The sequence below is a fragment of the Limosilactobacillus reuteri subsp. simiae genome (assembly GCF_020784875.1).
GTDB classification, from domain to species: Bacteria; Bacillota; Bacilli; order Lactobacillales; family Lactobacillaceae; genus Limosilactobacillus; species Limosilactobacillus reuteri_H.
The window spans coordinates 1-21,299 of the sequence record NZ_JAJGUI010000061.1 but is presented as its reverse complement, the minus strand read 5'-3'; the positions used below and the strand labels follow the sequence as shown (position 1 = coordinate 21,299).

Sequence of the window (21,299 nt, the reverse complement as noted above, 5' to 3'; positions counted from 1 at the left end):
AGGGGTAATTACATCATATCAGGAACGATTTCCTGTGTATATAAAAACCGGATGATGAATTGTTCAAACAATTCATCATCCGGTTTTTATTTTGGACTAGGAGTTTTTTCCCAGCCTCACTTTATAATATTAATCTTGCCGACCGATAATCCTTACTTCGGTTTCAAGATCAACGCCAAATTTTTCTTTAACTGTCTTTTGAACATGGTGGATAACATTTACATAGTCTGCTGCAGTTCCATGGTCAATATTAACGATAAAGCCAGCATGCTTAGTTGAAACCTGCGCCCCACCTGAAGTGTATCCTTGCAATCCAGCATCATGAATCAACTTTCCAGCATAATATCCCTCTGGTCGTTTAAACACACTTCCGCAAGATGGGAGATCTAATGGTTGCTTAGCTTCTCGCCGTTCATTTAGATCATCCATTTTTGCTTTGATATCATCATATTTACCCGGTTCCAAAGCGAACGTAGCATCCAACACGACACCATTATTATCTTGAATACTGCTATGCCGATAGCCAAAGTCTAATTCTTCGTTGGTAAGATGTTTGATCGTTCCATCGGGAAGCATTATAGTTGCCTCAGAAACAACATTTTTAGTCTCACCACCATATGCACCGGCATTCATGAAGACAGCTCCACCAATACTGCCTGGAATACCAGCAGCAAACTCTAATCCAGTCAGTTCACTATCACGGGCTGCCTCGGTTGTTGCAATATAAGATGCCCCTGCCTGTGCCGTTACCTTATTATCATGAACTTCAATTTTATTGAGTCGCGTAAGAATAATTGTTAAATCATCTATACCACCATCGCCAACAATTAAATTACTGGCATTTCCTAAAACAGTTAGGCCCATTCCATGCTCACGAACGTAATCAACCAATTTTTTTACCTGGTCGACCGTTTCTGGAAAGGCCAACCAGTCAGCTGGACCTCCTGTTTTAGTGTAGGTGTAATTCATTAATGGTTCATCTTGTTTAATTTCAATATCAGGAAATTCATTCATCAAATTAGCCATTCTCTATTTCTTCCTTTTTTGTATTTACTTTCAAGAGCTATTGTATCATTTTTCAAAAGTAAAAGTTTTGAAAAATGATTAGTTGATTGTAAAATAAAATTATCGACTTTTGCAAGGAGGATGTATGATGAATTTTATAGCAATGGACTTTGAAACTGCTAATGGCAAGCGTTACAGTGCATGTTCGCTTGCACTCACAATCGTTCGGAATGGACAAATTGCCGACGAATTTTACACCCTAATTAATCCTCATACTAAATTCTTTTGGCGTAATACACAGATTCATGGCATCCACGAACGTGACGTCCAAAATGCGCCTGATTTTCCAGAAGTATGGGAACATATCAACCAATTTTACACTCCTGATAAATTAGTTATTGCCCATAATAATCGATTTGATAATAGCGTTTTAAGGAATACGTTAGAACATTACAATATCGAAGTTCCCGCTTACCAGACGCTCGATACCGTTGCTTCAAGCCGCCAGTTGATTCCAGGACTAACAAATTATAAACTTAATACTGTTTGTGACGCGTTAAATATTGACCTTCATCACCACCATAATGCTCTTGATGACGCCCAGGCTTGCGCTAACATTCTGCTTTATCAAAGCAAGCATTTTACCCCACAACAGATTCAGCCCTTTATTAATTTAATCGGCTAAAGGAGAGAATCATGACAGATATTAATCTTAAAGGTGGAAAACTAAGTATTGAACAACTTAATACTATTTTTGAAACCATTCCCGTAGAATTCGATTTCATTGATGAAAATGATATCATTCGCTGGTCATCAGCTAATCGGCATCGTTTATTCAAGCGAACAGATGCAGACTTAGGTAAACATGTGCTTGAGGTTCATCCCGGGCATAGTCAAAATCATGTTAAGCAAGTACTTCATGATATGCATAGCGGAGACCGCGATTCAATTAGCATTATGATCAAGCATCATGGTCAACCTGTAAATATTGCCTTTTACGCCTTGCGTGATGATCAAAATAAATACCTTGGATGTGTAGAGGTAACGCAAGACGTTAGTAAACAGCAAACAAAGGGATCCTTCTGGCGAAACATTATGCAAGTACTACATAAAAAATAAACATAGGTACAAAGAAAGAGGAAATAATGGCTTACTTTTCCATTGTTTCCTCTTTTTTATTATCGTATTGCATTTGCAGGACATTACGACCCTGCTCAACCGTTTTTCCTGTTGTAACAAAGTGTAATTGCTGATAAAGCTTAATTGCCGGAATATTATCCTCAAAAACTGTTAAGACCAAATTTTCTAAACTACTATAAGTATTAAACCAATACTCTGCTTCATCGACTAATAAGCGGCCGATTCCGTTTCGCCAATACTTTTTCCGTACCACGACTCCTAATTCACCGGTTGTTGGTTGATGATCTAATACCATTACAGTAACCATTCCCACAATCTCTTCGCCGAGCATCGCAAGTAAAATAACACAATCATCAAATTGATTTATTAAATCGATATTTTTTGCTTCTGTCTTTTCACTAATCTCATTTAGATGCGGAACTAATACCGCGTCACTTTCAGTTGCAGTTGCCCGTAAAAATTGCAAAACAGCCCCAGCATCCTCACTTGTTGCTAACTTTATCGAAATGTCATCTGCCATTATTTCACCACGCTTTTTACAATTTGGTCAAAATGCTGTCCATGGGGTTCAAATTCCAGAATACGAGTATTATCATCACCTGTTCGCTTGAAGTGAATAGCTAAAAAGTCAGCTGGCAATTCATCTTCAACAAATTCAGCCCATTCAACAACTGAAACTCCATCACCATCAAAGTATTCTTCAAGTCCGAGGTCTTCAGCTCCACCATTTTCTAAGCGATATGCATCCATATGGTATAAAGGGAGACGGCCATCTTGGTATTCATGAATAATTGTAAAAGTAGGACTTTTAATGATATCAGGGATTTCTAACCCTGCAGCTAATCCCTTGGTAAAAGTAGTCTTGCCTGCTCCTAAATCACCGTCTAATACTAATACATCCCCGGCAACTAATTGCTGACCAATTTTCTTCCCAAGGGCAATTGTTGCGTCACGATTCGTTAACGTTAAGCTCTCCATAGTACTCTCTCCAAGTTTAAAATACTAGCCTTATTGTACCCATCTCATGTTTAAAAAGCAAAGGAAGTGGGACTAAACTCGCTTGCGAGTTTCTAGTCCCACTCCCTTCATCAATATTTACAATGCTTGTGCTGCGGTAATCATTGCAACCTTATAAGCATCATCTTCACTACATCCCCGTGAAAGGTCTGCAATCGGTGCGTTAAGTCCTTGAAGAATAGGACCAACTGCTGTAAAACCGCCAAATCGTTGTGCAATCTTGTAGCCAATATTCCCTGCTTCCAGACTTGGAAAAATAAAGACATTGGCATGACCAGCAACTTTTGAATCAGGGGCTTTAAGTTCACCCACTGATGGGACAACAGCAGCATCAAATTGTAATTCACCATCAGCTGGTAAATCAGGATCTAATTCATGAACTAACTTAGCAGCATCCGCAACCTTGGTAACCATTTCACCCTTAGCAGAACCCTTAGTTGAAAAACTAAGAAGCGCAACCTTAGGATCAATTTCAAATAAGCGCGCTGTTTCTGCACTTTGAATTGCCACTTCAGCCATTGTTGGAGCATCCAATTCAATATTAATCGCACAATCAGCAAAGATATAACGTTGATCGCCTTTAATCATAAGGAAAGCCCCACTAATTCGATGGGCACCAGGCTTAGTCTTAATGATTTGTAATGCAGGCCGAACAGTTGCCCCAGTTGAATGAACAGCACCAGAAACCATTCCATCAGCCTTTCCCATATAAACAAGCATTGTTCCAAAGTAGCTCACATCTTCAAGCATCTTTTGAATTTCTTCAGGAGTATTCTTTCCTTTACGCCGTTCCATTAATGAGTCAAACATTGCTTGCTTATCGTCTTCTGGATAAGTTGCTGGATCGATAATTTGAAGGCCAGCAAGATCAAAACCATTTTTACTTGCAACTTCTTTAATCGCTTCTTCATCACCAAGTAAAATTGGCTCTACTAAATTATCTTTCTTTAAACGGACAGCAGCTCCTAAAATCCGCTTATCTTCACCTTCAGGAAAAACAATTGTCTTGTTTTGTCCCTTAATCTTTGCAGCAATCTCATCAAATAATTCCATAATGCAAGTACCTCCTTATGGTCACTAAACATTTTAAAGTTGTGACTGATAATCACATCTTTAACGATAATTTGGTTCGGCAGGCAGTTGCCAATCAATTGGCTGTTCTCCCATTGCCTGAAGTGCTTCGTTTGTTTTAGAAAATGGTCGAGACCCAAAAAATCCACGGTTAGCAGATAATGGACTCGGGTGAGCTGATTCAAGAACGATATTTGTCTTCGTATTAATTAACTGTTTCTTATTTCGAGCAGCCCGTCCCCATAAGATGAACACAACTGGTTTAGGACGTTCAGATAAAGCATGAATCGCTGCATCTGTTAATTGTTCCCAGCCATGTCCACGGTGAGAATATGCTTGCCCCGCTCGCACTGTCAAAACCGAATTTAATAACAGGACGCCTTGATCAGCCCACTTCTTTAAATAGCCGTGATTTACCGGTGTACAACCTAAATCACTTTGCAATTCTTTGTAAATATTCTGTAATGAAGGCGGGACCGGCACCCCAGGCAGTACTGAAAAACTACACCCATGAGCTTGGTTTGGTCCATGATAAGGATCTTGACCAAGGATAACAACTTTAACCTTACTAAAAGGAGTCCATTCAAATGCTTCGAAAATATGATGCATTTCTGGATAGATCGTTTGATGGGTATATTCTTCTTTTAGGAAATTATGCAATTGCGCATAATATGCACTTTCAAACTGGGGCTTTAAAACTTCCCACCAGTCGTTATGAATTAATTGTTTCACGATTATTAGCACCTCGCCTATTATTTTAGCATAATTAAACATCATCATGGGATAAATTGGAAGCGTTTTTTAACTTAGAAGTTTCTTCACCAAATTTGCTAAGAAGCTGGTAAAATAAAAGGTAGATTATCAAAGAATGGTGGTGGCAAAGTGCGACAATTATATATTCGCGATCGTTCAAGTGATTTACATGGAACGACCGTCATTCGCGATAAGAATGGTAAATCGTGCTATCTTCTTGTCGGTAAATGGGGAATGAGGTACGATGCCCTATCATTATATGCAATTGATGGAGCTTTATTAGCTGAAGTGAAGCAATTAACTCTTGGACTGTTACCCAAATTCGCATTATATGTTAATCGGCAACGCGTTGGAACAATCGGGAAGGGTCTTGGGTTTGTTCAACAGGTTATTTATATTCGCGGTATTAACTGGATCGTTGTTGGTTCACCATTAACAAGCCGCTACCGTGTTTTTTCCGGTAGTCACTTAGTTTTTTCAATTCAACCTGTTAAACTATCAAGTGGATATTGTCATGAATTAAAAATAAATAAAAAAGAAGATGAACCTCTAGCAATTCTAATCGCTAGTATTCTCAACCATTGGGCTCGACGAAGCGAACAAGAACCATTATTAGCACGGTTGATGAAACGTTCCCCTAATCTCAATACCAGCATGTCATTTTCAATTAGCAATCAGTTAAACTTTAACTGTAAAGAACGCAGAAACAAATAGATTTTTAAGTGAAAAGCCTAGGTGAAAATTTGTGATTTTCACCTAGGCTTTTCGTTTTAATAATGTTTCATAACTCGTTCAATTTCACGGTTTTGTTCACGACGCTTAATTGCTTCACGCTTATCGTATTGGTGTTTACCTTTGGCTAGTCCTAATAAAACTTTTGCGTAGCCATGTTTAATATACATTTTTAAGGGAATAAGTGTAACTCCCTTATCCTGTAAAGCTCCTACAAGCTTATTGATTTCCTTTTTGTGCAATAACAACTTACGATTTCTTAACGGATCTTGATTGAAGTAAGTTCCATTATCATATTCACTAATATGCACATTCATTAACCAAGCTTCACCGTTACGAACTTGGGCAAATCCATCTTTCAAATTCACCCGGTGAGCACGAACAGATTTTATCTCAGTTCCTGTTAAAACTAATCCTGCTTCAACAGTATCCGTTACAAAATAATCATGACGTGCCTTTTTATTTTGTGCAATTAAATTGTCATTATTTTCTTGATGGGATTTTTTTGCCATAATATCCCTCCCCGCTCTTAATGGTGGCGACGAACGCCTTCATGATCACGTGAATTATTGTGGTGACGAGTTTGTCCCCGATTTATTTGACGATTATTTTGACGGCCATTTTCTTGGTGAGTTCGACGCCATTTTCCTTGAGTATTACGGTAATGGTTACCACTAGTGTTCTCATGACGGGGATTATTATTGGCACGTCCTTTGCGACCACGACCTCGACCCCGATATTCATCATTACGTGGAACCCGAATCTTTGTCTTTGGTGCTTCTTCAGGGTTAACAATTTCAAAATCAACTTCACGAAGATCCTTATCTGCCCGAACTAACTTAACCTTAATAGGTTGTCCCATTTGGAAAATTCGATGAGAGTTTCGTCCAATTAAGGCCATGTGTTTTTCTGAATATTCATAATAATCATCATTCATGACGCTAATATGAACTAACCCTTCAACTGTATTTGGCAATTCGACGAACAAACCAAACTTCATCACTGAACTTACGACGGCATCAAAGGTTTCGCCAACATGGTCTTCCATGTATTCGGCTTTCTTCATACTATCAACATCACGCTCTGTATCAATTCCCCGCCGTTCGGTAACCGAAGTATGTTCAGCAATTTCTGGAAGCTTATCACGCCAATGGTCCTTAGCCGGTTCGTTTTTACCATGTTCTTCGTACCACTTAATCAAACGGTGAACCGTATCATCGGGGTATCGCCGAATTGGTGAAGTAAAGTGAGTGTAGTATTTAGCGCCCAAGCCAAAGTGACCTAGCTCTTCATCCGAGTATTTAGCTTGTTGCATACTACGTAACATCATCACTTGAACCATTTGCTCTTCAGGAGTACCAGCCACATCCTTCAATACTTTTTGAAGCATCCCTGGTTTAACATTCTTAATATCACCATGAACCTCAATTCCAAACACAGCCAAAAAGTCCACAAATGATTTAATACGTTCACTATCTGGTGTTTCATGGATCCGGTAAAGGAATGGAACGTGTTCCTTAAAGTAGTGTTCAGCAACTGTTTCATTAGCAGCTAACATAAAGGATTCTATCATCCGTTCAGAAAGTCCCCGATCTCGTAGTTGAATATCAGTTGGGTGACCCTTTTCATCCACAATAATCTTTGCTTCAGGAGCTTCAAAGTCAATAGCACCACGTTTTTTCCGATTCTTAAGCAGTAATTTGTGAATCTCCCCCATTGTTTCAAACATTGGAACGAGATCTTCATATTGCTTCATCGTTTTAGCATCATGCGACTCCAGAATCTTATTAACTGCTTTATAAGTCATTCGGGCATGTGATTTCATAACACTTTGGAAGATTCGGTGATTAACAATTTTCCCTTGCTCATCAATTTCCATTTCGCAACTCATAGCAAGACGTTCTTCATTAGGATTTAAAGAGCAAATTCCATTAGAAAGCCGTTTAGGAAGCATTGGAACTACCCGATCGGTTAGATAAACAGATGTACCACGCTTAAATGCTTCTTGATCAAGCGGTGTACCTGGCTTTACATAGTGAGTAACATCAGCAATATGAACCCCAAGGTGGTAGTGCCCATTATCCATCTTCCAAGCTACCACCGCATCATCCAAGTCTTTTGATTCAATTGCATCAATGGTAACAAGTGGTTGATCAGTAATATCCACCCGACCCTTTTTTTCTTCTGGAAGAACATGAAGCGGAATCTTATTAGCTTGTTCCATCACTTCTTTAGGGAATTCATGAGGGACGTCGTGAGCATAGATTACTGACATAATATCAATACCCGGCTCATCCTTATCACCAATCACTTCAGTAACGGCACCCGTCATTACTTCCGGTGCCTCATCACTAGGATAAGTCTCAACAGTAGCTGTTACTACTTGGCCGTCAAGTGGTTTTAATCCCTTGTCCGTTACATAGAAATGATACTGCGATAATTTCTTATCTTTAAGCAAAATTTCACCAATGTAATCATCGCCGATAGTCGCTTGCTTAAATTCACCAACTACATTTTCATATTTATGTTCAACAATCCGGGTTACTTGACCTTCTGGACCCTGATCACTACCTGCTTTTGCTGGACGTAATACTTTAACTTCTACCTGGTCCCCATTTAATGCATGCAAAGTGTGATCAGGATTAATATACATGTCTGGAAGATCCGGGTCATAGTCTACAAAACCAAATCCCTTATCATTACCATGGAAAGTTCCAATAAGTGGTTGCTGTTTAATAACTGCTTCGAATTCACCACGATCAGTTACTTGAACCTTTTTCTCTCTTTCCAATTGAGCAAGAGATTGAACGATCGGTGTAAACTGCTCAGCATCATCCATCCCTAATTGATGAGCAAGTTTTTCTGCTGAGTAACTCACACCTGCATTATCTGTTAAATGTGTTAATATTTTTTCTTTTAAATTATTTGTTGTCATTAGAAGACACCTCGAATAAATTTTGTAAATATTTTTCTACATCGGCAAATAGTTGACGATGAGCGGTATTAACTGTTAATAAGTGAGTAGCGGTTGGGTAGTAATGATAATCAACTGCAACCCCATTCTCCTGTAATTTTGTTTTTAATTGCAGTCCAGACGCTGGATCAATCATTTCATCTGCGCCTCCTTGTGCAATAAAGAATGGCTGATGAATCTGATCTAATTGGTCACAAATTTGATGCGCCATTGTTTGAATTTGTGCTAGTTGTTTGGGGAGTCGTTCAGTCAATTTAGCAACCTTTTCCTTAGTAATTAATGGGTTGATTTTTTGCTGACGATAATACTTTGCCGCAATCTTAGGGAAGTATTCCGGAACATTCGATTGTCCCCAGGTGGTAATTGGGGATGCAAAAACACCACCACCTAATAATTGCGGATCATTTTCAAGAGCTCTTGTTGCAAGTAAACCACCAAGCGATAAACCAAAAATTGCAATTTGATCAACTCCGGCATCTCGTAAACGAAAAATTGCCATCCGGGTATCATCCCACCAATCATCTGGACCATTGCTTTCCAGCACCTTTTGCGGATCACCACCATGACCATGCAAAAGCGGTGCGAAGACTGTATATCCTTGCCAATTGAGTTGACGTCCCAGCATTCGAACATCATTCGTATTTCCTGTATATGCATGAAGCAAAATAACTCCACAACGTCCACTATGGGGAAAGAAAAAAGACTCACCAGTATACGTTATCACTACATCATCCCCTGCACTCCAACCGTAGCGTCAAAAAAGCCCCCTGGAATCACAATAATTTCAGGAGGCACTTTAAATTTAATGTGACGAAACGTAAATCATCGCTAATGCCAGAATAAAGAAGAGTGCTCCACAAATTGTTGTAACAATCTGCATAACAGCTTCAAATCCCCGCGCTTTACGACGTGAGAATAAGTCACCCGCACCACCTGTCAAAGCTGACATTGCATCATTATCGTTTTTTGCTGGCTGCATCATTACACAAGCAATTAATACAACGCAATCAATTAAGAATAAAGTCATTAATGTGTTATACAAGGATTTTTCCTCCTAATACTTTCACGCTTTTATCTTAATTATCATATCATATTTATTGTTCTATTGCTATCCTTGTGCATAATGCGCAGCCCGACTTATCTCATGGTAAGCTTGTCTAGTAGTTGCTGAATTGGCCCGCAAGATTAACGTATCGCCAGCTTGCAGGTTGGTTTGACCATTCGGAATGATCTTTTCTTCTCCCCGATAGACAACCATCACAATACAATCAGTTGGCCATGGGAAATCTTTAATTTTACAACCATCCAACTGGGCGCCAGCATAAATGGTAATCGACATCGTAACATCCTCTTTATGGCGTGCTGGTTGCGGATTGTTGCCAATAAAGGCGTTAAACATTGCTGTATATACTGGTTCACCGTGTAACGCATCCACAACAAGATAAGCTACTACTGCTACCAAGGCTAATGGCATTAAGTGCGCAAGTGAGCCAACCATTTCAGTAATTAATAAAATAGCAGTAAACGGCGCCTTACTAATACATGCAAAATAACCTGCCATTCCATAGATAATAAAATTAGGTAAATATCGAACTGGCATTAATCCCAAACGAACCATTAACGCACAATAGACTGCACCTAAAATAGCGCCAAGAGTTAAAATTGGCAAAAATATCCCACCTGGTAATTGCGAACCATAACTAATCATTGAAAATACAAAGCGAAGGACAAAAAGCCCCACAAAAAGCGCTAAAGAAAATGGCAAGGAACGTAAAATAATAATTAATTCATTTCCTCCGCCCAATGTGATTGGAAAGTACCAGGCGATAGGAATAACCAGCAAAAACGGAATAATTGGATAAGCAATAGGAGATAGTTTAGGAATCCGTGCCATCCAACCATTCAAATGCAAAATAACAATTTGGTAAAGACGCCCTAAGATACCTAATAAAATACCAAGCGCGATCAAATGCCAATAAAGATTATTAGGAAGCATATGATTATAAGGAACATTCAAAACCGGTCGTAAGCCAAAAAACTGCATTGAAACCATATTAGAACAGAGCGAACTCACAAATGTTGCCAGCCAAATTACCGGTGAAAAATTATGATACACTTCTTCCAAAATAAAGATAGTCGCAGCGATTGGCGCATTAAAGGCTGCAGATAATCCTGCGGCTGCTCCACTTGCGATCCCTATTTGGCGATTAAGGTGCCCTACTTTGGCCTTTTCCTCTACTCCTTGCCCAATTGTTGCCCCAAGTTGAATTGATGGTCCTTCACGTCCGAGATACAATCCAGATCCAATGGCGAAAATTCCGCCGAGAAATTTTCGCCATAACACTGGCCACCATTTTTCATCAAACTGATTAGTCAACTGTCCTTCAACCTGTGGAATCCCCGACCCTTTTATATCAGGATAAGATTGAGCTAACCATCCTAACAATAATGCTAAAATAATTGATCCAATCGTCCATGGTATTAGCCATAATGGATGAGAATGAAAATATGCAAAACTTGCTGTTACCAATTGTAAAAAGTGTTGAATTATGAGTCTAAATACACTAACTACTAAACCAGTCAATATTCCAATAATGATCGCCCGAATTAGTTGATTGAACTGATTATAGCGATGAAATGCCTCTTTTCTACTCTCCATTGTTCTTCTCCAATTTATTAAAAGTCTACATGCCATTGTACTACATGAACTTAGTGAGACGAAATTAATTTAAAAATAAAATAGAAGCCAGGGATTTTTCCTAGCTTCTTATTTATCTTATGCTTTTTCGTTTTTAAAACCATGCCGAACAAGGTATACAGCGACTGCTAGAATCAATACTGCAGCACCAACAATAACCGAAACCCGTGTGTCAGGATTAATAAACATAAAGATGACAATCACAATCAACATGAGAAATGCAAAATAATTTGAAAATGGATATAGTGGTAATTTGAATGGATGATCAACCATCAAGTCTTTATTATTACGACGGAAACGTAATTCTGCTAGTAAAATTACAAACCATGGAATCATTCCAGGTAAAACAGAAGAACTGAAGACAACCACGAACATATCAGCAGTTGAATGGTTATAAGTTGCCGAAATCATATCAATAATAAAGCCAATCAAAATACCACCGGAAATACCAAGGATGGCAGCATCGGGAACGATCCGTTTTGAAAGACGACCAAAAATCTTAGGAGCATCCCCTTCATGAGATAACTTAAACAGCATCCGACTTGAACTATAAATACCTGAATTAGCACCTGATAATGCAGCAGTTAAAACCACAAAGTTAATGATTGATGCTGCAGCTGTAATTCCAACTTTAGCAAAAGTAGATACAAATGGTGATCCAACACTACTTAATTCATTCCAAGGATAGATTGTTACAATCACAAAAATTGCTCCAACATAGAAAATCAAAATCCGGAATAAAACAGACTTAACAGATTTAACAATTGCTTTTTGCGGATTTGCTACTTCACCGGCAGAAATTCCTAGCAATTCAATTCCTTCATAAGATCCAACGATAATTGACATTGAGAAGAAGAAACCACTCCAGCCACCAGTGAAGAATCCACCATGAGACCAAAGATTGCTGAAACCAGTTGGATGTCCGCCATTACCAAAGCCGAAGAAGATAATCATAAATCCAAGTAAGATCATAAAGATAATAGTAATAACTTTGATCATCGCAAACCAAAATTCAAGTGATCCATATGCCTTTGCACTTGCTAAATTAGCGAGGACCAAGAAAATAATAATAACAACTCCAGCTACCCAAGTATGAAGGTGTGGCCACCAATATTTAAGGTATTCAGTCGCTGCTACTACTTCAGACATTCCTACAACAATATACTCAAATACGTTAGCCCATTTAGCAAGGTATCCAGCTACTGGATGAACATATTCAGTTGCATAATCCGCAAAAGAACCTGTTCCAGGATTAATGTAAATCATCTCTCCTAACGCTCTCATAACAATATATAGAATTAAGCCGACAAACGCATATGCGAGGATAACAGATGGCCCGGTCCACTTGATTGTAGATGTTGATCCCATAAACAGTCCAACACCAATCGCTCCACCAAGGGAAATCATTTCCATCTGACCAGCAGTCATCGAACGATTAAGTTCTGGTGCCGATTTTTTCATGTGTATCATTATCCTTTCATTGTATTTAACTCTTAAAGATTATATTATATTTCATACTAAATTCCAACGCTTCTTTCTCATTATTTTTTAATACAAAAGTTGTAATCGATTTCAATGTTAATTGAATAATTTATAATTCAAAAGGGGAGTGGGACTAAACTCACTTGCGAGTTTTTAGTCCTATTCCCGCAAGGATAGACAGGGATTCTGCGTTTTGGCAGTTTACACTTTAAAATAGTAAAGAGGCTGGATTATTTCTCCAGCCTCTTTTTAACTAATGCTTAAAATTAACGATTTTCGATGTCTTGACGAGCTTGTTGACTCAAGTTGTAGAATGAGTGGATACCCTTGTATTGAGCAACATCACCAAGTTGATCTTCAATCCGCATTAATTGGTTGTACTTAGCAAGACGGTCAGTCCGGCTCATAGAACCAGTCTTGATTTGTCCAGCGTTTGTAGCAACAACCAAGTCAGCGATAGTAGTGTCTTCAGTTTCACCAGAACGGTGTGAAACGATGGCAGTGTAACCAGCTTCCTTAGCCATTTCGATAGCTTCAACAGTTTCAGTTAAAGTACCAATTTGGTTAAGCTTGATTAAGATTGAGTTAGCAGCACCCATTTGGATACCCTTCTTCAAGTAATCAGTGTTAGTTACAAAGAAGTCATCACCAACAAGTTGAACCTTCTTGCCTAACTTATCAGTAATAGTTACCCAATCATCCCAGTTGTTTTCGTCAATTGGATCTTCAACAGATACTACTGGGTACTTTTCAATAATACCGGATAAGTAGTTAATCCATTCTTCAGTGGTGTATTCTTCACCAGTTGACCAACGAAGCTTGTACTTCTTGTCTTCGTCGTTCCATAATTCTGAAGCGGCAACGTCAAAGGCAATGGCAATGTCCTTACCTGGCTTGTAACCAGCATCTTCAATAGCCTTGATTAAGTATTCGAATGGTTCTTCGTTGTTAGCAAAGTCAGGAGCAAATCCACCTTCGTCACCAACAGAGGTTACTTTACCAGCAGCTTCCAATTCCTTCTTCAAGGCGTGGAAAGTTTCTGAACCCCAACGAATAGCTTCACGTACAGTTGGTGCACCAACTGGCATAATCATGAATTCTTGGAAGTCAACCTTGTTATCTGAGTGAGCACCACCGTTAATAACGTTCATCATTGGTGTTGGCAATACATGAGCGTTGAAACCACCAAGGTAGTTGTAAAGAGGTACTTGTAATTCGTCAGCAGCAGCCCGAGCAGCAGCTAATGAAACAGCTAAAATAGCGTTAGCACCTAACTTACCCTTGTTTGGAGTACCGTCTAACTTAATCATTGCCTTATCGATAGCGATTTGGTCAGTAACTTCCATCCCTACGATTTCCTTAGCAATAATGTTGTTTACGTTTGAAACAGCCTTTAAAACACCCTTGCCGCCAAAACGGTTCTTGTCGCCGTCACGTAATTCAACAGCTTCGTGTTCACCAGTTGAAGCACCTGAAGGAACGATACCGCGGCCTACACCACCGGCTTCTGTGTAAACTTCTGCTTCAACTGTTGGGTTACCACGTGAATCAAGGACTTCACGTGCATAAATATCTGTAATGAGTGACATTTGATGAATCTCTCCTCTGTCATTTATTTGGAAAGCAATTCCACTTAACATTGTATTATTTTACACAATTAAAAACAAGCATTTAACCGCCTAATGGTGAACTAATTGTAAAAATGTTTCTGGATTTAAGCTCGCCGCTCCGACTAAAACACCATCAATATCATTTTTTGCCATTAGTGCATTGATATTAGATGTTGTCACACTTCCTCCATAGAGAATTCGAACATTATTTGCAACTTCATCGCCATACATATCACTAATCGTCTGGCGAATAAGGTAACAACCTTCCGCCGCTTGTTCTGGATCAGCACTCTCGCCTGTTCCAATCGCCCAACTAGGTTCATAAGCAACCGTAACATGACAAATTTCGTCATTGGTCAATCCATGAAGATCAGCGAGAATTCGGCTCACCACCCAATGAACTTTCTTTCCAGCAACTCGTCGACGCATAGTATCATCACAACAAACAATCGGACATAACCCGTTTACTAATGCCGCCTTCACTTTTTTATTAATTAATTCATCAGTTTCATTAAAGTAAGTTCGACGTTCAGAATGGCCTAAAATTACATGATGGATTCCTGCTTGGTATAAAGCATATGGACTTGTTTCACCAGTATAGGCTCCTTCATTCTTATAATAGCAGTTTTCTGCCATTATTTTTAGCGGAGATTCTTTAGCCGCTTTAACCATTGGTACCAAACAAAGAGTAGGAGCAGCAATTGCTGTTTCAAGTTGGTCGGCAGGTGGAAGCTGATTTTTTATTTTTTCGATAAAAGAGACAGCTTCTTGTACATCCTTATGCATTTTCCAATTGCCAGCAATAATCGGTACTCTCATTATTTGACCCTCCTATCTACCATTTTATTGTTAATACCAAGATACGGTAAGAGGCTGAGAAAAGCAAAAGTTTTCTCAGCCTCTTATATAAGAATTATAAATAGTAGTTAAACATTAATTATTTGTCAGAAATTGCGGCAATTCCAGGCAATTCTTTACCTTCAAGGTAAGTTAATGATGCACCACCACCAGTTGAAATGTGAGTAAGCTTATCAGCAACACCCAATTCCTTAACCGCAGCAGTCGAGTCTCCACCACCAACAATTGTTGTAGCATCTGTTAATGTACCAAGGAATTTACCAATTTCAAGCGTACCCTTAGCAAAGTTTGGCATTTCAAATACACCCATTGGTCCATTCCAAACAACAGTCTTGGCATCTTTTAATACGTTCTTGAACTCTTCAACAGACTTAGGACCAATATCAAGAGCCATCCAACCGTCGTCAATATCACCTTCAACAACCTTTGTATCAGCATCATTGTTGAACTTATCAGCTACTACATTATCAATTGGCAATACAAGCTTATCGCCAGCTTTGTCTAAGATCTGCTTAGCAACGTCAATCTTGTCTTTTTCAACAAGTGAGTTACCAACTTTGATTCCCTTAGCAGCGTAGAAGGTATAAGCCATTCCACCACCGATAATAATCTTGTCTGCCTTGTCAAGAAGGTTATCAATAACCCCAATCTTATCAGAAACCTTTGCACCACCAAGAATGGCAACAAATGGACGTTCAGGATTATCTACTGCATCACCTAAGAACTTAATTTCCTTTTCCATCAAGTAACCAGCTGCTGCTTTGCCTGGCATGTTAGTAGCAATACCAACATTAGAAGCGTGCTTACGGTGAGCTGTACCAAAAGCATCATTTACAAATACATCACCAAGAGAAGCCCAGTACTTACCTAATTCAGGATCATTACCAGATTCACGCTTTACATATTCGCCATCCTTAACGTCTTCGTAACGGGTGTTTTGGACAAGTAAAACATCACCATTCTTCATGTTGTCGATAGCATCTTCTAATTGCTTACCTTCAGTAACTGGAACAAATGTTACTGGCTTGTTTAGTAAGTTAGAAAGACGTTCTGCAACTGGACGAAGTGAAAGTCCAGGCTTATCTTCTTCTTTTTTAATTCGGCCAAGGTGTGAGAATAAGATTGCTCGACCACCATGGTCAATAACATATTTAATTGTTGGTAAAGCTGCAACAATTCGATTGTCGTCACCAACAACGCCGTCTTTAATTGGAACATTAAAGTCAACACGCATTAATACTTTCTTGCCTTCTAAAGGAAGGTCTTCAACAGTTAATTTAGCCATTGTATTATGTCTCCTCTTCTCTTGATAAAAAAAGGCGGGCGGAGTAGTCCTCCTCCCACCTTAATCAAATTAGTTTAATTTTACTTCAAATTAAAGAGTAGCAAAGTGAAGTAAAGTCCGGATCATGTTGCTAGTGAAACCGTATTCGTTGTCATACCAAGCAACAGTCTTAACTAATTGTGAACCATCGTCACCTTCCATAATTTCAGTTTGGGAAGGATCGAATACTGAACCGTATGTTGAACCGATAATATCAGTTGAAACAATTTCATCTTCAGTGTAACCGAATGCTGGGTTAGTAGCCTTCTTCATAGCATCGTTGATTTGGTCAACAGTAACCTTCTTGTCTAAGATTGAAACAAGTTCAGTTAATGAACCATCAACAACACCAACACGTTGTGCGTGACCTGAAAGCTTACCGTTTAATTCAGGAATAACTAAACCAATAGCCTTAGCAGCACCACTTGAGTGAGGAATAGTGTTTACACTTGCAGTACGGTTGTTACGCATCTTCTTACCACGAGGACCATCAAGGATAGCTTGAGTAGAAGTAAATGCGTGGATAGTAGTCATAGTACCAACCTTAACACCAAATTCGTCATTTAAGACCTTAGCCATTGGTGCCAAGCAGCTAGTAGTACATGAACCAGCTGATACGATAATGTCATCCTTAGTCAAAGTATCAAGGTTAACACCAGGAACAACAGTTGGGATGTTACCAGCAGGTGCTGAAATCAATACACGCTTTGCACCAGCATCAATGTGTGCTTGTGACTTTTCAGCAGAAGTGTAGAAACCAGTACATTCAAGAACAAAGTCAACACCATCGTTCTTTACCCAAGGAATGTTACGAGCATCGCGTTCAGCGTATACAGGGTATTCCTTACCATCAACAACAATACCAGTATCAGTAGATGTAACTTCACCTGGGAACTTACCATGAGTTGAGTCATACTTAAGTAAGTAAGCCAACATAGAAGGAGTAGTCAAATCGTTGATTGCAACAACTTCAATATCATTTGTGTTAAGTTCGTGAATCCGACGAAATGCTAAACGACCAATACGGCCAAAACCGTTAATACCAATTTTTACAGTCATACTGCAAATTCCTCCTTTAGGAAAAAACATAATTAGTGTACTTGCTTAGTTTATCACATTACATCAGCATCGCAACTCTCAACCATTGTAAGTGACGCAGTGGTAAGGTCTAAGCAATAATACAACTCCTACGATACTTATGATACCATCTTCAAAAAAATTGTCTATTCAATCACAACATTTTTCTGATGTAAGCGTTATTTTGATTAAAATTTTCAAATAATGCTTGCAATTCATTTTTATTTAAGATAATATAATATTTGTTGACGCGCCCTTAGTGTAATGGATCGCACGTGAGATTCCGGTTCTCGAGATCCGAGTTCGACTCTCGGGGGGCGCATTTTTTATAAGGCTGTTGAATTTTTTCAACAGCCTTTTTCATTTTTAATGATATTATAGTCGCCACAAGGCTGTTAATTTCCATGCACGTTTTTGATAATAAAAAAGATCTCCGTCATTCGAAACTAATCGAATAATTGGAGATCTTTTTTATTATCACTTTACTTTAATTTTGAATTATTTTCCATTACACCATCAAGTAAGCCGTAATCTACTGCTTCTTGTGCTGTCAAATAATGATCACGTTCAGTATCAGCCTGGATCTTCTCGATAGGTTGACCAGAATTCTTAGCAAGGATTCCGTTAAGCATCTTCCGTGTCTTCAAAATTTCAGTAGCAGCAATTTCGATTTCAGTCTGTTGACCTTGAGCTCCACCAGATGGTTGATGAATCAAAACTTGTGAGTGTGGTAATCCAAAACGCTTACCCTTAGCACCAGATGATACTAATACACTGGCCATAGAAGCAGCCATTCCGATTACAATAGTTTGAACATCAGCCTTAATAAAGTTCATGGTGTCATAAATTGCCATTCCTGAGGTAACAACTCCACCAGGTGAATTAATGTATAAATAAATATCTTTAGTTGAATCTTGCGCATCAAGGAATAAAAGTTGCGCAACAATTGAATTTGCCATTTCGTCTTCAATTGGACCAGAGAGCATAATAATACGGTCCTTCAGAAGCCGTGAGTAGATGTCATAAGCACGTTCACCACGAGATGATTGCTCAATGACAGTAGGTACTAAATTCATAATATGGCCTCCTTAATAAATTAGCACTCGTTAGTCTTATATGCTAACGGATAATAATACTATACTCGATTGGTCAAAAAAGGTCAAATGTTTTAACTATTATTTAATATTTTTTTGCGAAAAATTCTTGACCATTATAATTAAATCAAAAAACAAGGCTAAAAATTCTTCAAAGCCCTGTTTTAGCGAAAATTTAATCTTTTTTGTCAGCATCGACCATCTTTTCAGCTCGACGCTCAGCAATAAAAATATAAACTAATAAGAGAAATGCTAGCGCTGAAGCAGTATATAAAACCATATTACTTGCAAGCCAGCCATATTTAGCTACCAAAATACCAATTAACGCAGTTGCTAACGTTTCACCAAAAATGTATTGGAAAAAGCCCATAAATCCAGTTGATGAACCTACTGCAAATTTAGGAACTGCTTCATTAACCATTAATCCAACCAATGTTAATGGGGCGTAAATTAAAGTTCCCATAATAAAAAGAACACTTACGATCAAAATGTGACTGGTACTAAAGAAATACGTTGTCAAACAAATAAATAAACCAATTACACATAAAATACAAACAATAGCTCGACGTCCCTTTAATGCATCGGAAATTGCTCCCATAATAATTACTCCAGGGACCGCCGCAAGTTCAAAAATACCCACTAACCATTTTGCGAAATTAGTCGTAAAGCCCTTTGATTCTACAAGATAGCTTGGAATCCAGCTCATTATCCCGTAACGAACCAAATACAAGGACATTGATGTTAGAGTAATGGCCCACACAACTTTATTCGTCAAAATATATTTAACAAAAATTTGCGGTAAAGTCAGACTCGTCTCTTCAGAATCAGACTCAGTTCCGTTTTCTAAAACAACTTCATCTCCGGTATATTCCGAAATACTTGGCAACCCAACACTAACCGGTCGATCAGCACCCACTAATAATACAAAGGCCGCAATAATCAGCGAAACCACTGAAGATGTATAAAAGACAGCAGAAATGGAACCTGAAAACATAAACGTTGCTAATTGTACAACGGCAACACAAGCAAAGGCTCCAGCGTTATGTGCGGAAGACCAAATCGAGTAAATCGCTCCCCGGTGTTTCTTTCCCCACCATAATTGAACAGAACGCTGGCATGCTGCTGCCCCCATCCCTTGAGCAATCGACATAATTAACATTAGAAACATCATCATATAAAGGCTACGGGTAGAGCCTAAGCCGAAGTTAAGCAGTGCAGAAATAATTAAGCCGGTTGCTAAATAACGATTAGTGTTACTTTTATCACTTAATGCTCCCATAAATAGTTTTGAAATTCCATAACCAATCCCAAAACACGAAAGCACCATTCCGATATCAGCCGTGGTAAAACCATACTGCTTCATAATTTCATTTTGCTCGGTTGTGAAAATTAAACGAATAATATAATAGCCAATGTAACCGATACAAATTGCAAGCAATACTCCTAACTGATGCCAACGATATGAACTTCCAACTTTATCAGCAGGAACCTTTTGCTTCGCCACTGGAGCTGGTTTTAAAAACTCAAACATACTATCACCTCTTTTATAAACGACGCTTTCTGTAAGCGCTTACCTATATTTTAACATACAAAATATAGCATTAGCGTATAAAATATTAAAACGTTATTTTTAAAAGAGGAATCTTATTAATTAATGCTTTAGTTTTTTCTTTTTATTAAAAAATAAAAGCTATGCATTGGATTGCATAGCTTTTATAGAATGAATTACTTTTCTTCAGCTGGCTTTTCTTTAGCCCACTTACGAATAGCTTCAATCTTCTTTTCTTTTAATGCTCGCTTGTACTTTGAAGCGATTGGGCGACGGCCTTGTACGCCGTATGGGTGTGCTTTACGCATGTTACTTTGCCTCCTTTAATATTAAACGTAAATTAATTAACGTTCCAATTATACCGGTCATTGTTTTAAAAAGCAAGTCTCCCTTAATCCAAAACAACTATCCCGTGAATACCATTTCTAAAAATTAATAATTTATCTAAATTTGATAAACGATTATCTTTACTATTACATTAACGATCCCAGCAATTGAACTATACCAATTTGTGAAATAGTTCTACAAATACTGATATTATAATAGTTGACTTTTAGACCAATTGTAGTATGATACAAAATGTAGATGAAAGAGAATAACGGTATAAGGTCAAGGAGGATGTTATAATGTCAGTAAATAAATTAAACGTTTTTAACGTTACCGCTAACTGGAACGAATTAGATCAAGAATGTGCAGCAGCTGAATTAGCGCTAATTAGTGAAAGTATAAATAAGAAATAAATTTCACTTAAAGAAGATAAAATAAAACCTTTGAGGATAAGAAAAAAGCTTATTTTTTCGGCTCTACAATTTTAAGTACTGATGGATTTAACATCAGTGCTTTATTTGTTTAAAATTTAAAATAAAAAAGCGAAAGATGGTTGGACCCCGTCTTCGTTAAGAAAGGACCATCTTT

At 38.3% G+C, this 21,299-nt stretch carries 21 protein-coding genes and 1 tRNA gene; 4 read left to right on the top strand and 18 right to left on the bottom strand.

The window, feature by feature from the left end; genetic code table 11:
* Positions 1–129: 129 nt before the first annotated feature.
* Entirely contained in the window at positions 130–1,026 is an 897-nt protein-coding gene (gene murB / locus LMC10_RS02000; RefSeq protein WP_229268794.1) for a UDP-N-acetylmuramate dehydrogenase, read from the bottom strand.
* Positions 1,027–1,150: 124 nt separating this feature from the next.
* On the opposite strand from murB, the gene LMC10_RS01995 reads away from it, so the two are divergent.
* On the top strand, positions 1,151–1,690 hold the full coding sequence (locus LMC10_RS01995) for a 3'-5' exonuclease (RefSeq protein WP_003667489.1): 540 nt from the start codon (positions 1,151–1,153) through the stop codon (positions 1,688–1,690).
* A gap of 11 nt (positions 1,691–1,701) precedes the next feature.
* A complete protein-coding gene (locus LMC10_RS01990; protein ID WP_003666456.1) occupies positions 1,702–2,124 on the top strand; it encodes a PAS domain-containing protein in 423 nt (140 codons plus the stop codon).
* Positions 2,125–2,155: 31 nt separating this feature from the next.
* Here LMC10_RS01990 and LMC10_RS01985 read toward each other — a convergent pair whose 3' ends face one another.
* The 4 genes from LMC10_RS01985 to LMC10_RS01970 all read right to left on the bottom strand — a co-directional run bounded on the left by LMC10_RS01985 (position 2,156) and on the right by LMC10_RS01970 (position 4,965).
* Positions 2,156–2,665 (bottom strand): GNAT family N-acetyltransferase, encoded by a 510-nt coding sequence (locus LMC10_RS01985; protein WP_218046462.1) that lies wholly within the window; start codon positions 2,663–2,665, stop codon positions 2,156–2,158.
* Entirely contained in the window at positions 2,665–3,123 is a 459-nt protein-coding gene (gene tsaE, locus LMC10_RS01980; protein ID WP_229268793.1) for a tRNA (adenosine(37)-N6)-threonylcarbamoyltransferase complex ATPase subunit type 1 TsaE, read from the bottom strand. The genes LMC10_RS01985 and tsaE overlap by 1 nt, the downstream gene beginning before the upstream one ends.
* 117 nt (positions 3,124–3,240) lie before the next feature.
* Positions 3,241–4,215, bottom strand: a complete 975-nt coding sequence (pta, locus tag LMC10_RS01975; RefSeq protein WP_003666452.1) for a phosphate acetyltransferase — start codon at positions 4,213–4,215, stop codon at positions 3,241–3,243.
* A 60-nt stretch (positions 4,216–4,275) separates the two neighbouring features.
* A complete protein-coding gene (locus LMC10_RS01970; RefSeq protein WP_003676241.1) occupies positions 4,276–4,965 on the bottom strand; it encodes a uracil-DNA glycosylase in 690 nt (229 codons plus the stop codon).
* A gap of 150 nt (positions 4,966–5,115) precedes the next feature.
* Here LMC10_RS01970 and LMC10_RS01965 point away from each other — a divergent pair, with 150 nt between their 5' ends.
* Positions 5,116–5,700 (top strand): LURP-one-related/scramblase family protein, encoded by a 585-nt coding sequence (locus LMC10_RS01965; protein ID WP_229268792.1) that lies wholly within the window; start codon positions 5,116–5,118, stop codon positions 5,698–5,700.
* Positions 5,701–5,756: 56 nt separating this feature from the next.
* Here LMC10_RS01965 and smpB read toward each other — a convergent pair whose 3' ends face one another.
* From smpB to gap, 10 genes are all read right to left on the bottom strand, one after another.
* The gene (smpB, locus tag LMC10_RS01960) at positions 5,757–6,230 is read right to left on the bottom strand and encodes an SsrA-binding protein SmpB (protein WP_003666449.1); all 474 of its coding nucleotides are present in this window, start codon (positions 6,228–6,230) and stop codon (positions 5,757–5,759) included.
* A gap of 17 nt (positions 6,231–6,247) precedes the next feature.
* Positions 6,248–8,653 carry a ribonuclease R gene (gene rnr, locus LMC10_RS01955; RefSeq protein WP_229268791.1) on the bottom strand — a complete coding sequence of 802 codons (2,406 nt, stop codon included), beginning with the start codon at positions 8,651–8,653 and terminating at the stop codon, positions 6,248–6,250.
* Positions 8,640–9,416 carry an alpha/beta hydrolase gene (locus LMC10_RS01950; protein WP_229268790.1) on the bottom strand — a complete coding sequence of 259 codons (777 nt, stop codon included), beginning with the start codon at positions 9,414–9,416 and terminating at the stop codon, positions 8,640–8,642. The genes rnr and LMC10_RS01950 overlap by 14 nt, the downstream gene beginning before the upstream one ends.
* 78 nt (positions 9,417–9,494) lie before the next feature.
* On the bottom strand, positions 9,495–9,734 hold the full coding sequence (gene secG / locus LMC10_RS01945) for a preprotein translocase subunit SecG (protein WP_003667480.1): 240 nt from the start codon (positions 9,732–9,734) through the stop codon (positions 9,495–9,497).
* A 66-nt stretch (positions 9,735–9,800) separates the two neighbouring features.
* Complete coding sequence (locus tag LMC10_RS01940) at positions 9,801–11,351, bottom strand: ClC family H(+)/Cl(-) exchange transporter (protein ID WP_229268789.1); 1,551 nt, start codon at positions 11,349–11,351, stop codon at positions 9,801–9,803.
* Positions 11,352–11,468: 117 nt separating this feature from the next.
* A complete protein-coding gene (locus tag LMC10_RS01935; RefSeq protein WP_019253270.1) occupies positions 11,469–12,851 on the bottom strand; it encodes an amino acid permease in 1,383 nt (460 codons plus the stop codon).
* A 287-nt stretch (positions 12,852–13,138) separates the two neighbouring features.
* Positions 13,139–14,461: a phosphopyruvate hydratase gene (gene eno / locus LMC10_RS01930; RefSeq protein WP_003666443.1), complete on the bottom strand. Its 1,323-nt coding sequence runs from the start codon at positions 14,459–14,461 to the stop codon at positions 13,139–13,141.
* Positions 14,462–14,551: 90 nt separating this feature from the next.
* Positions 14,552–15,301, bottom strand: a complete 750-nt coding sequence (tpiA, locus tag LMC10_RS01925) for a triose-phosphate isomerase (protein WP_003670435.1) — start codon at positions 15,299–15,301, stop codon at positions 14,552–14,554.
* Between the two features lie 118 nt (positions 15,302–15,419).
* Complete coding sequence (locus LMC10_RS01920) at positions 15,420–16,625, bottom strand: phosphoglycerate kinase (RefSeq protein WP_035155103.1); 1,206 nt, start codon at positions 16,623–16,625, stop codon at positions 15,420–15,422.
* Positions 16,626–16,715: 90 nt separating this feature from the next.
* Positions 16,716–17,723, bottom strand: coding sequence for a type I glyceraldehyde-3-phosphate dehydrogenase (gene gap, locus LMC10_RS01915; RefSeq protein ID WP_003666436.1), 1,008 nt, complete (start codon positions 17,721–17,723; stop codon positions 16,716–16,718).
* 268 nt (positions 17,724–17,991) lie between these two features.
* Here gap and LMC10_RS01910 point away from each other — a divergent pair.
* Positions 17,992–18,063 (top strand) — tRNA-Arg (locus tag LMC10_RS01910).
* A 160-nt stretch (positions 18,064–18,223) separates the two neighbouring features.
* On the opposite strand, the gene clpP is transcribed toward LMC10_RS01910, so the two are convergent.
* The 3 genes from clpP to LMC10_RS10460 all read right to left on the bottom strand — a co-directional run bounded on the left by clpP (position 18,224) and on the right by LMC10_RS10460 (position 20,692).
* A complete protein-coding gene (gene clpP, locus LMC10_RS01905) occupies positions 18,224–18,817 on the bottom strand; it encodes an ATP-dependent Clp endopeptidase proteolytic subunit ClpP (RefSeq protein WP_003666435.1) in 594 nt (197 codons plus the stop codon).
* 193 nt (positions 18,818–19,010) lie between these two features.
* Entirely contained in the window at positions 19,011–20,366 is a 1,356-nt protein-coding gene (locus tag LMC10_RS01900; RefSeq protein ID WP_229268788.1) for an MFS transporter, read from the bottom strand.
* Between the two features lie 194 nt (positions 20,367–20,560).
* Entirely contained in the window at positions 20,561–20,692 is a 132-nt protein-coding gene (locus LMC10_RS10460) for a hypothetical protein (protein WP_003666430.1), read from the bottom strand.
* Positions 20,693–21,299 lie beyond the last annotated feature (607 nt).